At 39.4% G+C, this 15,369-nt stretch carries 12 protein-coding genes; 8 read left to right on the forward strand and 4 right to left on the reverse strand.

The genetic code is table 11. The features are described 5' to 3' along the window. Positions 1 to 1,407 (reverse strand): sensor histidine kinase (locus LJE09_RS11070; RefSeq protein ID WP_227311326.1); only part of this gene is annotated, 1,407 nt, incomplete at its 3' end. Between the two features lie 206 nt (positions 1,408 to 1,613). Here LJE09_RS11070 and LJE09_RS11075 point away from each other — a divergent pair. From LJE09_RS11075 to LJE09_RS11110, 8 genes are all read left to right on the forward strand, one after another. Continuing rightward, positions 1,614 to 2,561, forward strand: coding sequence for a uroporphyrinogen decarboxylase family protein (locus tag LJE09_RS11075; protein WP_227311327.1), 948 nt, complete (start codon positions 1,614 to 1,616; stop codon positions 2,559 to 2,561). Positions 2,562 to 2,583: 22 nt separating this feature from the next. Further along, positions 2,584 to 3,834, forward strand: a complete 1,251-nt coding sequence (locus LJE09_RS11080; protein WP_020993792.1) for an ABC transporter substrate-binding protein — start codon at positions 2,584 to 2,586, stop codon at positions 3,832 to 3,834. A gap of 140 nt (positions 3,835 to 3,974) precedes the next feature. Further along, on the forward strand, positions 3,975 to 4,859 hold the full coding sequence (locus LJE09_RS11085; protein WP_008704485.1) for a carbohydrate ABC transporter permease: 885 nt from the start codon (positions 3,975 to 3,977) through the stop codon (positions 4,857 to 4,859). Next, a complete protein-coding gene (locus LJE09_RS11090; protein WP_008704484.1) occupies positions 4,859 to 5,704 on the forward strand; it encodes a carbohydrate ABC transporter permease in 846 nt (281 codons plus the stop codon). The genes LJE09_RS11085 and LJE09_RS11090 overlap by 1 nt, the downstream gene beginning before the upstream one ends. Before the next feature lie 51 nt (positions 5,705 to 5,755). Then, complete coding sequence (locus tag LJE09_RS11095) at positions 5,756 to 7,297, forward strand: response regulator transcription factor (protein ID WP_227226323.1); 1,542 nt, start codon at positions 5,756 to 5,758, stop codon at positions 7,295 to 7,297. Continuing rightward, positions 7,278 to 8,681 carry a M20/M25/M40 family metallo-hydrolase gene (locus LJE09_RS11100; RefSeq protein WP_227311329.1) on the forward strand — a complete coding sequence of 468 codons (1,404 nt, stop codon included), beginning with the start codon at positions 7,278 to 7,280 and terminating at the stop codon, positions 8,679 to 8,681. Before LJE09_RS11095 ends, LJE09_RS11100 begins: the two co-directional genes overlap by 20 nt. Positions 8,682 to 8,726: 45 nt before the next feature. Further along, positions 8,727 to 9,644, forward strand: a complete 918-nt coding sequence (locus LJE09_RS11105; protein WP_227226282.1) for an aldo/keto reductase — start codon at positions 8,727 to 8,729, stop codon at positions 9,642 to 9,644. 71 nt (positions 9,645 to 9,715) lie between these two features. Further along, complete coding sequence (locus LJE09_RS11110; RefSeq protein ID WP_173680964.1) at positions 9,716 to 11,035, forward strand: L-cysteine desulfidase family protein; 1,320 nt, start codon at positions 9,716 to 9,718, stop codon at positions 11,033 to 11,035. A gap of 203 nt (positions 11,036 to 11,238) precedes the next feature. On the opposite strand, the gene aroD is transcribed toward LJE09_RS11110, so the two are convergent. From aroD to LJE09_RS11125, 3 genes are read right to left on the reverse strand one after another with little or no spacing between them, the layout of a single operon-like run. Continuing rightward, positions 11,239 to 12,000 carry a type I 3-dehydroquinate dehydratase gene (gene aroD, locus LJE09_RS11115; RefSeq protein ID WP_227311331.1) on the reverse strand — a complete coding sequence of 254 codons (762 nt, stop codon included), beginning with the start codon at positions 11,998 to 12,000 and terminating at the stop codon, positions 11,239 to 11,241. A gap of 45 nt (positions 12,001 to 12,045) precedes the next feature. Further along, on the reverse strand, positions 12,046 to 12,924 hold the full coding sequence (locus LJE09_RS11120) for a shikimate dehydrogenase (protein ID WP_227311333.1): 879 nt from the start codon (positions 12,922 to 12,924) through the stop codon (positions 12,046 to 12,048). A gap of 36 nt (positions 12,925 to 12,960) precedes the next feature. Beyond that, the gene (locus tag LJE09_RS11125) at positions 12,961 to 14,961 is read right to left on the reverse strand and encodes an oxidoreductase (RefSeq protein WP_055152435.1); all 2,001 of its coding nucleotides are present in this window, start codon (positions 14,959 to 14,961) and stop codon (positions 12,961 to 12,963) included. Positions 14,962 to 15,369: the final 408 nt, after the last annotated feature.

A 15,369-nucleotide genomic window follows, 5' to 3' on the forward strand; every position in this document is an offset into this window, starting at 1 on the left:
TTTTCCGGGAAAGCGTATGTTCTGGATAGTCATATAGCGCTGAACCTGCTGGAGTTCTTCCTGAAGAGTTGCAACAGGAAATTTTTCCAGATTATACCGTACAAGTTCAGACATACAAGTAGCAATGGTTTCGATTTCAGGTACATCATGAATTTCAGCAAGTGACTTGATAACATTTAAAGTATTATGAAGAAAATGATGATTTATCTGAAATTGCAGCATTTGAACCCGCATTTGTTGTTCAGCAATCTGAATTTCATAATTTTGTTTCAGGATCAGAAAGAGACGCTGGCTCATTCCGTTAAAGCTGTCAATCAGTTTGCGCAATTCCTGGTTGGAACCGCAGGATTTCAGATCAATCTGTGTTCCATCGGAAGGATCCAGAATATCGATTTCATGACATAGATTGGAAACCGGACGGGTAAGTATTCTGGACAGGAAAATTGCCAGGATAAGTCCAAGCAATGCGCAGAACAGGAAAATTCCCAGGTAACTGATGATAGTGTCATGAAAAGTATGAGCGATTTTTTCGTTGCTTATGATCTGAACAATATGCCACTGGGTAGTATTATTAATGCATCCATTAATTACAAACTGCCCCAGAGATGTCTTAAGAGTACTTTGACCGATTGCATCCTGTGAAGTTAGAGTATTGCTGAAGTCTTCAAGTTTGGACAAAACAGAGGAAGATATATCTGCTTCTGAAAAAGATGCAAGATTAATTGTGCATGTAAGTTTGTTATCTGCATTATAGATTAAAAGTGTATTTTGTGTTTCACAGGATGAAGATAGGATTTCCATAATTGGAGTAAAATCTATTTCTGCATAACATAGTCCTGTTTCCCGGTAATCGTATCTATCCAGTAAAATTTTGACCATTGGAAGAATACTGTGTCCGGTACTGGAATCTGTCTGCAGAGGTGCAAAATATGTCCGGTTTTTAGAAGTTTCAGCTATTTTTTTCCATTTTTCCATATTAGATTCAATTGTATGACGCTGCTGCGCTGTCTTTACATTATATTCAAAAGAGTAACCGTATCTATTTTGAAAATAGACGGTAAGCATAGAACTGTTCAATTGATTTGTCTGGCGCATTAAATTTCGAAAAACATTGAAATCCTGAGCATATGACAGATAATCTTTTTCGTAATTAGTTATCATGGCTTTGCGTGCGTCATCGTTGAGAAGAGGAGTATCCGCTATTTTTAGTGCATTTTCAAGAAGTGTATCAAGAGACTGGTTCATTTGCGTCAGTGTTGCTGCAGTAGAAGTATTATATTCTGAAGTGATTGTACTGGTTTTTGAAATGGCATTTATTGTGCTTAGAAGAACCGTTGGAAAAATAACGAGAATAAGTGATGACAGAAAAATCTGCATACGAAAAGACAATTGATGTATTTTTTTCATAAAAACCTCCAGATATTTGTGATAGAATATTTTTAAAGAATTATAGCATGTATTTTTTGGAAAAAATAGAAAATATCCTAAGAAATTTTCTATTTTTATAAAACAATCTTTCTATTTTTTTGAAAAGAAGTTTATTATACTGTTTTTAACGGTCAGGGAACTTTGCAAAGCAGAAGACAGTAGAAAATTCAGGAGGTTAGAGAAAGATGACAAAGAAAGAGCGTGTACTGGCAGTAATGAAAAAAGAGCAGGTGGATATGATTCCGGCTGGATTCTGGTTTCATTATAAATCAGATTATACAGTGCAGCAGATGATTGACGAGCATATGAAATTATTCAGAACTACAGATATGGATATTATTAAAATTATGCAGGATTACCCATATCCGATTTCTGGAAAGATAACCTGCGCGGATGACTGGTACCATATCCAGGTAAAAGGAACAGACTCTGAAGAATTTGCAAAAATGGCAGAGATCATAAGAGGAATAAGAAAAGAAGCAGGTAAAGATGTTTTGATCTTCCAGACAATGTTTGGACCTTTTAAAGCTGCATCTATGATTTTTGGTGATGATGTTCTGATGAAATACAGTAAAGAAGCTCCAGAGGCAGTTGTGGCTGGTGTTAAGATTATTGCAGATGCATTGGAAGAGTGGACAAAGGGATATCTGGAGGCAGGAGCAGATGGCATATATTATTCTGCACAGTTTGGTGAAATCGGAAGATTTGAAAAAAATGAATGGGAAGAACTTGTGCGCCCATATGATCTTCAGATTTTAAAAGTAGCAGAGGAAATGCCAGAGAAATATAATATTCTTCATATTTGTGGTGAACCGGAATATCAGTTTGAAACACATGTAGAATGGTTTAAGAATTATCCGGCTGATTTGATTAATTGGTCAGTGAAAGATAATCATTTCAGTCTGGAGCAGGGACGTAAACTTTACAGCAGCGCGATTCTTGGTGGAATGAATAATAAGGGTAATGTATTGAATGGCTCTGAAGATGCAATCCTAGAAGAAGTAAAAGGAATTTTGGACGCGTTTGGAACAAAAGGAATTATGATTGGAGCTGACTGTACGATTCAGGGCGAAAATATCAGCCTTGATCTGATTAAAACAGCAGTGGAAGCGGCACATGCATACAAGAAATAAAAAGTAAAAGGAGAAATATATTATGGGTAAGAAGAGTTTGGCAGCATTACTTTGTGCAACAATGGCAATGACAGCATGTATGTTACCTGCAACAGCAGCAATGGCAGATGAACCATTAAAAATTGAATTCTTTCAGCAGAAGGGAGAAGAAGGACCTCAAAAGGGATATAAGGAGATTATTGATAAGTTCAATAAAGAAAATTCAGATATAGAGATTGAAATGAATACAGTTCCGGATGCAGGAACAGTTCTTACATCCAGAATTTCTTCTGGTGATATTCCGGTGATTTTTTCCGATTTTCCAACACAGACACAGTTTAAACAGAAAGTTGCCAATGGATATGTACAGGATCTTTCTGATCAGGATTTCCTGAAAAACGTCAATGAATCCGCACTGGAAATGACAAAACAGGAAGATGGTGGATATTATGCGCTTCCTTACAGCCGAAACTATATTGGAGTTTACTATAACAAAAAGACCTTTGAAGATAATGGATTAGAAATCCCGACTACATGGGAAGAGTTTACTGCAGTATGTGATAAGTTAAAAGAGGCAGGAATTACTCCTGTTGGAATGCATGGAAAAGATCCGGCACGTGTAGGACATCTGTTCCAGGCAGCAACTGTTGCATGGGCACCGGATGGTGTGGAAACTATCGGAAAAGTTGTTTCCGGAGAGGCAAAAATTGAAGGAGACGAAGAATTTAAAAATGTATTTGAAAAGATGAACACACTTCTTTCCTATGCGAATGAAGATGCACTGGCACTTTCTGATACAACATGTTACGAAAACTTTGTAAATGGTGAATATGCAATGACGATTACAGGTTCTTATGCGAGAGGAACTATCCAGTCTATTAACCCGAATCTGGAAATTGGTGTATTCCCACTTCCAAATGATACTTATGATGATACTAAGTGCTTATCCGGTATTGATGCTGCAATTTGTGTATCTGCACAGGCAAGTGATAAGGAAAAAGATGCAGCATATAGATTCCTTTCTTATCTTGCTGATCCTGAAAATGCACAGATATTCTGCGATAATGACGGTGCACCATCCTGTATCACAGGTGTTACAAGCAATGATGATGGAATCAAACCTATGGTAGATATGATTAATGCCGGAAAAACACATGACTGGATGGCGTCTACAATTGATAACAATGTAACTACTGATCTTTATAATGTAGTGCAGGGATTCTGGGCAAATAAAGATGTAGATGCAGTTATGAAAGACATGGATGCATCAATTGAAATTTCAAGCGCACAGTAAAATATTAAACGGCTCAATGTAGAAAAACCGTATACGTTCAAAAAAAGATTGCTGCGTAAGAATAATGATTCATTGGCAGCAATCTTTTTTTGAACCTGGATTTGATAATAATAAACAAAGCCTTTTAAGAGGAGTGCTATATGAATAATACAAAAAGAAAAAAGTTATCGGGCAGAGTGACGTTTTTTCTGTTTACACTGATACCGGTAGTGCTTTATACATTTTTTTATGTGGTATCTGTAATCAATGGTATTCGATACAGTTTTACAGACTGGGATGGAATGGCTCAGAAAATGAATTTTATCGGGTGGAAGAATTATAAGATATTGCTCAAAAATCCGAACTTTTGGAATGCTATAAAAACAACGGTGATTTACAGTGTATTGCTGGTGATTGGTGTAATTGTAATATCACTGATTTTGTCAATTTCACTGAATTCACTGAAAAAGTTTAAGACATTAGTAAAATCCGTGTATTTTGTTCCGGCAATGATTGGTGGTGTTACAATTGCACTGATCTGGGATCAGATTTATTATCGAGTGATTCCGGTAATCGGGAAAGCACTGGGAATTTCCTGGTTATCTAACAGCGTTCTGATGTCTGGAGATACGGCGTTGCCTGCAGTTGTATTTGTACAGATATGGCAGGCGGTTGCGATGCCAACGGTAATCTTTATAGCCGGTTTGCAGCAGATTCCAGAAGAGCAGTATGAATCTGCCAAAATTGATGGTGCCACAGCTTTTCAGCGTTTCAGGTATGTTACATTTCCTTATTTGCTTCCAACAGTAACAGTAAATCTTATACTTACAATTAAACAGGGATTTACCTCATTTGACTTTCCGTACGCACTTACCGGAGGTGGACCTGTCCGGGCAACAGAAGTAATAGGAATTCTGATATATAATGATGCGTTTAAAAATATGCGATTTTCCATGGCAAATGCAGAAGCATGTATATTATTTGTGATTGTTGCGATATTCTCACTTACGCAGTTGAAACTGACAAGTAAAGGAGGGACGGACTGATGAAGATAAAAGCAGGAAATGACGAAAGAGTATGGCTTTTTTTTAGAAATATTATTTTGATCGGTGGATTACTCCTGATTTTATGCCCTCTTTGGATGGTGCTGATCAACTCATTTAAAACATTGGAGGAGGCCGGAAAAAATTTCTTTGCGCTTCCTTCAAAACTGAATCTGGAAAATTATATTGAGTTGTTTACTAACAGTAATTACTGGATTTTTTTGAAAAATTCATTTAAAATAACAGTAATAACCATCATTTTGATTTTGATTTTTGTTCCGTCTGTTTCTTATTCTATTGCAAGAAACTTTAACCGGAAGTATTACAAAACAATTTATTTCTATATTATGATGGGGTTATTTGTTCCGTCGCAGGTAGTATTGTTGCCTGTAACCAAAATGATGTCAAAGTTAAATATGCTTAATCATGCGGGACTGATTATTCTGTATGTGGCATTTAGCCTGACGCAGGGAGTATTTCTGTTTGTAAATTATATCAGAGGTCTTCCTTACGAAATTGAGGAGTCTGCACAGATTGACGGTTGCAGTGTATTTCAGACATATGTAAAAATAGTACTTCCTCTGGTAAAGCCTATGATTTCTACGTTGCTGATCATGGATACTTTGTGGATCTGGAATGACTTTATGCTCCCTTTACTAATTTTAAACCGTTCACAGGCTATTTGGACACTTCCTCTTTTTCAGTATAATTTTAAGACAGAATATTCTTTTAACTATACAATGGCGTTTACGGCATACTTACTTGCTATGTTGCCTATGTTGATCATTTATTGTATGGGACAGAAATACATAGTCAAAGGACTGACAGCAGGATCTGTAAAAGGTTGATCCTGTAGAAGTAGTATATTGCGGGCGAAAGGAGAATCATGAAAAGTGAAGATGCTGGTTGTAGAAGATGAATTTTATGCAAGAAAAGCCATGATAAGACAAATCAAAAAATATGATCAGGATGGACTTTTTGAGATATCGGAGGCATCTAATGGAGAGGAAGGCTGGGAATTTTGCGAAAAATATAAACCAGAACTTGTCTTGACAGATATTCGTATGCCTAAAATGGATGGGATACAGCTTCTTCAGGAGATCCGCAATAATGAATTAGAAATAAAAGTAATTATTCTGAGTGCTTACTCTGATTTTGAATATGCTCGCAGTGCAATTGTAAATGGAGCTTCAGATTATTTACTGAAACCAATTGATGATACGGCTCTGACAGAATGTCTGAATAAGTTTGTCACTCAGCATAAAATAGAACGAAAAGAAGCTTTGCTATCCAGAAAAGATATGGCAACACAATATATTTTGAACAGCATTCAGGAATCAAAATATTCCGGTTTTATAGAGAAAAATATGTTTGAAAGAGTGTTTCCGCAATATCAGCTAGGTGTTTTTCTGTTTCTTCATGATAAGCCCAGACAGGAAATCTTTCTTACGGAATTGGAAGAAAGCTGCGGAAGTATCATGCTGACGAAGATTCGGTTTGTAGAATTGAAACCAGATATGTGGATATTGCTTGTAAGACCGGAGGGAGATATGCTGTTTTTCTGGAGACGTATCAGAAAACTGCTGGAGAAAGAGGATTCCCAGGTTAAGATAGGAATCAGTAATGTGTATGGTGCAAATGCTTCTGTTTTGGATGCTTTTAGAGAAGCAGTTACTGCGATAAAGAGCAGAATTTATAAAAGGGAATCTCTGATTTTTGCGAAGGAAATAAAACAGGAAGATTTTTCAGAATATTACCTTGAAAAAGAAATAGAAAGAGAACTGGAACAATATCTAAAGGAAGGGAATGAAAGCAAAACAGGGACAACGCTGGATAAACTTTTTAAAGATATTGAGAAAGTTCTCCCAATTCGAATAGAATGTATGGAACTTCTGTATTCGCAGATTATCCTTATATACCGAAGGACGATTCGAATGGAAAATCATGATAAAGAATTAGATAATCTGTCAGAAAGTTTTCTGAAGTTTGATTCTGTTTTGGAGATTGAAAGCTATCTCAGGAGGATTGCGGAAAATATTTGTCATATGCAGCCGCAGAGACAATCAGATGAGTTGACAAATACGGGAATGGACATTGTGGAGAAGATGAGCGAATATGCAGTCAATAACTATAATATGGACATTACAATCCGAAATCTTGCGGAAAATGTATTTTTCATGAATCAGAGTTATATCAGCCACTTATTTGCTGAGAAGAAAGGAATTAGTTTTTCTGCATTTTTGCGAATGATTCGGATTTGTCATGCTAAGGAATTTCTGGCAGATGCGAGATGGTCCGTAACAGATGTTGCATTGATGTCGGGTTATAACGATACCTCACAATTTATACGTATTTTCCGACAGGAAACAGGAATGACACCAAAGAAATACCGAATATTTCTGAAAAATGGAGGAAGTGAAAATGAATCCAGGGAAAGTTGAATGGAATGAAGAAAATAAGCCACAGCCGGATATGGAATTATTAGAACAATGGATCTCCAGACAGGAAGATCAGATGCGAGAAGATATTACAGCATTGATCAGAATCCCGAGCATTGCTGATCAGCAGGAAGCAATTCCGGGGGCACCATATGGAAAAAAATGCAGGGAAGCACTGGAACAGATGCGAGCATTTGGATTGAGAGAACAGATGGAGACAGAAGATATAGACGGACACTGTCTGACTATTGCTACAGGCAAAGGGAATGTTGAGATTGGAATATGGAATCATCTGGACGTAGTTCCGGAAGGAAAAGGATGGATATATCCGCCCTATACGTGTACAGAAAAGGATGGCTATTTAATTGGGCGTGGAGTACAGGATAATAAAGGTCCCGCAGTTGCTGTTTTATATGCAATGAAATATTGTAGGGAAAAAGAAATTCTGAATAATATTAAAGTAAGGCAGATTCTTGGATGTCAGGAAGAAAGCGGTATGACAGATGTAGAATATTATCTGAAATACAAAAAAGCACCGGAATATTCTTTTGTTGCTGATTGTGGATTTCCCGTATGTTGCGGAGAAAAAGGACATTGTATTGTGTTGATGGAAACTGTTAGTGCAGTAGAGGGGATTCTGGAATTTGACGGAGGGACTGCGCCTAACAGCGTGCCGTCTTTTGCTCATGCGGTTGCGGAGAACAAAATAGGACAAAAGAGCGAAGAAACAGCAGTGGGAATCAGTGGACATGCAGCTTTTCCGGATGGAACTCAAAATGCAATAGGTATACTTTGTGGAAAGTTGAAAATGCAAAATTTTCCTGAACAGACAAAAAGAGCATTAGAATTTGTGGAGAGACTTTCAGAAGGCGGTTATGGGGAAAAAACAGAAATTTGTTGTTCTGATGAATGTTCTGGTAGACTGACATGCAATATAGGTCAGGCATTTCTGCACGAAGGACATTTGAGAATAGTGATTGACATCCGTTATCCAGTTACTAAAAAAACAGAAGATTTTCTTCCGAAGCTGCAAACAGAAGCTGCTAAATCAGGAATTCGCATCATTGGTATTGAAGACAGCAGACCATATTATATGAATCCGGAACAGCCTTTCATACAGACTCTGATGGAAGCATGGAGGGAGGTTACAGGTCTTGAAGGCAGACCATTTGTTATGGGAGGAGGAACTTATGCGAGGAAAATTCCCAATGCAGTGGCATTTGGCCCTGGACAGGAGCGAAATCTAGACAGGCTCGGACTTCCAAAAGGACATGGAAACTGTCATTGTGCGGATGAAGCGGAATTGTTTGAAAATCTGAAGAATGCAGTGAAAATATATGTTTTTGCACTTAAAAAACTGGACAAAAGAATAAAAGAAATACGTTAACTAAAGAGAAATACATAAACTAAGTATAATACAGGAGGATATAAAATGAAAATGTTTCAGATTAGTGACAAAATAGACAATGTATCAAGAATTGGAATTGGATGCATGAGAATTACAGGTTTATCTGATGCAAAAGCGGTAAGAAGTCTGACTGAAGGAGCACTGGAATGTGGAATTAATTTTTTTGATCATGCAGATATTTATGCAGGCGGAGAAGCCGAAACAGTATTTGGAAATGCGCTGACACCTCAGTTGCGTGAAAAGATGGTGATTCAGACAAAATGTGCCATACGTCCGGGTATCTGTTATGATTTTTCAAAAGAATATATTCTGAATTCTGTAGATGGAAGTCTGAAACGTTTAAAAACAGATTATGTAGATATATTACTTCTTCATCGTCCGGATGCGTTGATGGAGCCGGAAGAGGTAGCAGAAGCATTTGAAATTCTGGAAAAAAGCGGAAAAGTAAAAGTATTTGGTGTAAGCAATCACAATCCGATGCAGATTGAATTATTAAATCAATACTGTGGTGGAAAAATCTGTATTGATCAGATACAGTTTTCAGCGGTTCACTGTCCAACGATTGATGCAGGACTAAATGTAAACATCCATAATGATGCAGGATGTGATCGTGATGGTGGTATTATCGAGTATGCAAGACTGAAGAAAATGACATTGCAGGCATGGTCTCCGTTCCAGTATGGAATGTTTGAGGGAATATTTATTGGAAACGAGAAATTTCCGGAACTGAATAAAGTGTTAGATCGTCTGGCAGAGAAATATGGGGTAACACAGAATGCAATCGCAGTTGCATGGATTATGCGTCATCCCGCAGGAATCCAGACGATTGTAGGAAGTACAAATCTGAAAAGAATTCAGGATATAAGTAAAGCATCCGATATTGTTCTGAGCCGTGAAGAATGGTATGAAATTTATCTTGCAGCAGGAAAAATGCTGCCGTAAGAAAAAACATATCATCTGAATCAGATGGTAAAGAACTTTGCTTGACAGTTAGGAGAAGAGAGCGCACATTCATGGAAAAAAAAGTGTATGAGAGTTATCTGGAGATTCTCAGAGAAGAACTTGTTCCTGCTCTGGGATGTACGGAACCTATTGCAATTGCATATGCAACTGCAACAGCAGCTTCTGTGCTGGAAAAAGTGATAAAAACAGATGATGATGGAAATAAAAAATATGATGGACATTTAAATCTTTATTGCAGTGGAAATATAATAAAAAATGTAAAAAGTGTTACAGTACCAAATTCAGGAGGAATGAGAGGTATTGAAGCTGCTGCAGTTCTTGGAATGGTTGGGGGTCAGGCAGAACGGAAACTGGAAGTACTGGAAGGAATTACAGAAGCTGAACGTATTCGGACAGCAAAACTTCTTGAAACACAATTCTGTACATGTTATCTTGAAGAAGGAGTAGAGAATCTTTATATCCGTGCAGAACTTACGCAAAATGGACATAGAGCAGTTGTGGTTATAGAAAATAAACATACGAATATTGTCCTGATCAAAAAAGACGATGAGATACTGTTGGAAAAGAAGGGCTTTCAGCAGAAAAAAACAGAGAAAAAACAGGATAAAAGAGATTTGTTGAATGTAGCAGATATTCTGGAGTTTGCAGAAATTGTGGATATAAAAGAGATAGAGGAGGTTATAGGACGCCAGATTGCCATGAATACAGCAATTTCCGAAGAAGGTCTGCGTAATCATTACGGAGCAGAAGTAGGACGTACCTTGCTTCGCGCATATGGTGATGATGTCAAAGTACGTGCCAGAGCAAAAGCGGCAGCTGGATCTGATGCAAGAATGAATGGATGCTCTATGCCGGTAGTTATTAATTCCGGGAGCGGAAATCAGGGAATGACCTGTTCTTTGCCAGTCATCGAATATGCCAGAGAACTTAAAGTTCCTAAAGAGAAAATGTATCGGGCACTGGTTGTAAGCAACTTAGTAGCGATTCATCAGAAAACTTATATTGGAAGTCTGTCAGCTTACTGTGGAGCGGTAAGTGCCGCATGTGGAGCAGGAGCTGCCATATCCTGGTTAAACGGGGGTGATTACAATGCAATATCTAAAACAATCACAAATGCTCTTGCAAATACAAGTGGCATTGTATGTGATGGAGCTAAGTCTTCATGTGCTGCCAAAATCGCTTCAGCAGTAGATGCAGCAATTATGGCATACGCTCTGGAGGATGCAGATCATTGTTTTCAGGCAGGAGAAGGATTGGTACGTGATAATGTTGAGGATACAATCCGAAATATGGGATACGTAGGAAGAGTTGGAATGAAAGATACAGATGTTACAATCCTGAATTTGATGATCAATCAGAAAAAAGTATAAAGAATAAAAGCAAAGAACCTGTCAGGTTTTTGGCAGGTTCTTTGTCATGGAAATTTTCATCATAAAATTTTAAAGGAGTATTTTTGAGTAAATATTTATTGCCATATATCTCATGGGATAACAATCATCTGTTGCCGAAGATGAGTGATATCAGACGACTATGGGCAAGAATAACATCTGATATCACATCATTCATCAACAGATTACAGGCTGTTGTGAATGATATCCAGTACCTGTTTTAATTCATGCACACCGACCTGTCCCGGAGCAGAAGCTTTGGAAGCAGCACCAAAAGTGAGAGCGGAGCCAAATGTCTCACCTGTCAGGCGGCTTACAACGCCTGTTCCTGCCATGGACATGGTAATGATCGGGCGGTCTGCATATTTCTCAGACATTTCCAGAGTAGCAGAGAGGAGTGTAAGAACATCCTGTTTGCAGGTCGGCATAACAGCCATTTTCGGAATATCAGCACCGAAATCCTGCATCATACGAAGACGTCTGATAATCTCCTCCTTCTCAGGAGTCTTAAAGAAATCATGGTTGGAAGCAATTACCTTCACACCTGCCTCGTGAGCAGCGTCAATGATCGTTTTTACAACATCATCGCCTGTAAATGCTTCTACATCAATTAAATCTACATAACCGCTCTGAGCAGCTGCGATATTTAAAGCAGCGTAATCACTTACGGAAATCTCTTTTTCCCCGCCCTCTTTGGAAGTACGGAATGTAAGGAGAACAGGGATATCTTTTAAGACTTCCTGAAGCTCTTTTGCGGTTTCTAATACTTTTTCAGTAGCAAAGACATCATCAAACCAGTCTACACGCCACTCAACTACATCAACAGGAAGAGTGGTGATCTTTTTGGCTTCTTCGAGAATGTCTGTTTTTGTTTTTCCTACGATGGGAACGCAGATTTTAGGTCTGCCTTCACCGATCACAGTGTTTTTTACCTGAACAGTGTTCATTTTCTTATCCTCATATTTCTTATCATATTAAGAATAACCGGGGTATCATTCATCATAGGAGATGTGAAGAATCTCTTTCATATGTTCGATAGGCATTGGTTCGCCTGTCCATAACTCAAATGCAGCGGAACCCTGGAATAACATCATTCCCAGACCGTTCATTGTCTTGCATCCTACCTCTTTGGCTATGGAACGCATTTTTGTCTCCAGAGGAGAGTAAGGAACATCTATAACGATCAGCTCAGGACGGAAGTAAGACTTGTCCGGAACAACGGACTGGCCTTCCAGTGGTTTCATTCCCACACCTGTAGCATTGACAAAGATAAAACTGTCATCCATCTCGGCTTTCAGTTTATCAAGATCTGCCAGATCATAAAGAACTGCATGGCAGGATGTCTTTGTGTTGATCTTCTCTACTGTGGATACTGCACGATCCCAGAATTCATCCTTGCGGTTAAAGATTGTGATCTCGGCAACGCCGTCCAAAGCAGCCTGGATCTCGATAGCAGTGGCAGCACCGCCTGCACCGACGATAGTCATTTTCTTTCCGATCACATCAATATCATTATCTTTCAGGGCAGACATAAACCCAATACCGTCAGTGATATGACCTGTAAGATGACCGTTGTCATTTACGATCGTGTTAACTGCACCGCATAATTCTGCTGCAGGAGAAAGCTCGTCCAGGTATTTTCCAACCAGAGTTTTGTTTGGCATGGAAACATTGGATCCTCTCATTTTCAGAGTACGGATTGCTTTTACTGCATCCTCAATCTCATCTGCGCCAACCTCGAAAGCAAGGTAAGCGTAGTCATACCCGAGTTTTGCAAAAGCCTCATTCTGCATTGCAGGAGAGCTGGAGTGACGGATCGGGTAAGCCATCAGACCGATTAATTCAGTATGTCCGGTAATTCTTTCAGCCATTATAATATCCCCTTTCGTATTTTGTTGTAAAGGTTTTTATTGAAGGTATCCCATCTGAGTCAGTGTATTAAGGATATTTCTTCCTTCCAGAGTTCCGTCGATGATCCTTCTTGCACGTTTGCTGTCTCCGATGTTCAGGATCTCAACATCATCAGAAACAAAAGCATCGGAAAGCTTTGCGAAAAGCTGTCCCTGAGCTCTCATACCAAGACATACGAATCCGTAGTCAAATGGAAGCTCACGTTCACCTTCTGCATCTTTTACAAGGAAAGAGCTGTCTTTTACTTCCTGAAGAGCTGTCTTTGTAAGCTGGGCCACATGATGTTTCTTCATCTGGTCCTTCATGTCATTCTTTGTAACAGGATCCAGGTCACGTCCGATCTGATCCATCATCTCCACAATAGAAATCGCAGCATTTCTTGCTGCAAAGAATTCCACAACATCAAGACCAACAGCGCCGCCGCCCACAACAACAACCTTCTTGTCTGTCATATCTTCCGGATAGTCATTGATGTGATTGATCATTCCCAGGATAGAAGCAACCTTGCTGCCTTCTTTGTCAATGCGGTCGTGAAGTCCCCTGATCGGAGGAAGCAGTGGTGCGGAACCTGTGGAGCTTACGATCAGGTTCGGATGGAACTTGCGGATATTTTCCGGTGTTCCTTCTGTGTTTGTGAAGATATAAAGATTCTCAAGCTGCTCTGCTCTGTGGATCAGATAGTTCGGGAAATCAGCCAGACGTTTCTTTGCAGGAATCTTAGAGATCACAGAAGCAAGACCGCCAAGAGTTTCACCCTTTTCCAGAAGGAAGGTATTACAGCCTACTTCTGCGGCTGTACAGGCAGCTTCCAGTCCGGCAGTACCGCCTCCGATTACTACAACATTACAGTTTTTGTTCACTTTCTGATTCTTATAAACATCACCTTCCAGAACAGCAGGGTTTACAGTACAGCGGATCGGACGGTTAAAGCCGATTCTGTTTCCTGCACATCCGATGTTACAGGAGATACATTTGCGAAGGTCACATTCTCTGCCTGTAGCTACTTTGTTCACCCATGCAGGTTCTGCGATAAGACCACGTCCCATACCGATCAGGTCTGCATCGCCGTCAGCGAGGATCTGCTCAGCAACCTTCGGGTTACGGATATTTCCCATGGAGATACATGGTTTGCCGAATTTCTCTCTGACAGCTTTAGGCATATAGGAACGCCATCCGTCTTTCATGTAGTTGGCATCGATCTGATACTGGATAGAACCGTTTAAACCGCAGGAAACATCGAAGATATCAACTTCATCCTGAACATATTCCAGATATTCAAGAGTATCCTCAAGAGTGTTGCCGCCTTCCATCAGCTCATCTGCGCTGAGACGGAGCATGATCGGGAAGAAAGGTCCGACCTGTTTTCTTACTTCTTCAATGACCATACGGCAGAAACGTGTTCTGTTTTCCACAGATCCGCCGAACTCATCTGTACGTTTGTTTGTAAGAGGAGAGAGGAACTGGCTGATCAGATAGGAATGTCCCGCATGGATCTCTACTGCGTCAAAACCTGCAGCCTGGGCTCTCTTTGCAGCCTCGCCGTATTTCTTTACAATGTGATGGATTTCTTCCACTGATAACGGACGCGGGATCTCTCCGCCTTCTTTGGACGGAACATCAGATGCGGAAACCGGCTGCATATTTGTACGTGCGGAAACAGCGGAAGCACCTGCGTGGTTGATCTGGATCGCAATACAGGTACCATATTTGTGGATCTCTTCACAGAATTTGTACAGACGCGGCAGATAGTTGTCGTGGTCAATACGAAGCTGAGTAGTTCCGTTGGAACCCTGCGGAGAATCTACGCTTGCATTCTCTACGATGATCAGACCTGTGCCGCCTTTGGCACGCTCTTTATAATAATTAATGTGAAGAAAACTCATTTCGCCGTTCTGTTCCCCGTAATTGGTTCCCATAGGCATCATAACGATACGGTTTTTGATAGTCATATTTTTTACTGTGAGTGGTGTGAAAATATGCTGGTAATTGCTTTTCATTACGTCTTTCCTCCTGAAATTTTCTGTTGGATCTATAATTGTTCAGTGCTTTAGCTGTGGCCTGAATTTCTTTGATGTGTTAATTATATAACGGGATAATCCATAAATCTAATTGATAATTCGTGCTATATAATAAAAAACATCTATGGTTTTCCGTGCACTGTCCGCGTACTGAATGAAAGCATTCGCAACTGCATCCACAGCATGGGAAAATCCTGCTGAACCTGTATGACTATAGTATTTTTTCACCGAGCTGCGCTGAGACTTTTATACTTGTGCAGTCGGATTCTCAGACAAGTGAGTGGTATAGTTACCTCAAACACGCTCTGGTGTGCCGACAAGTTGATTCTTGAAACAATCTTGCAGGATAGAAATAAGAAATTCAGACGCAGGATTGTTCGAGAAATC

The organism is Blautia sp. DFI.3.45 (assembly GCF_020593505.1).
In the GTDB taxonomy this organism is placed as follows: Bacteria; Bacillota; Clostridia; order Lachnospirales; family Lachnospiraceae; genus Blautia_A; species Blautia_A wexlerae.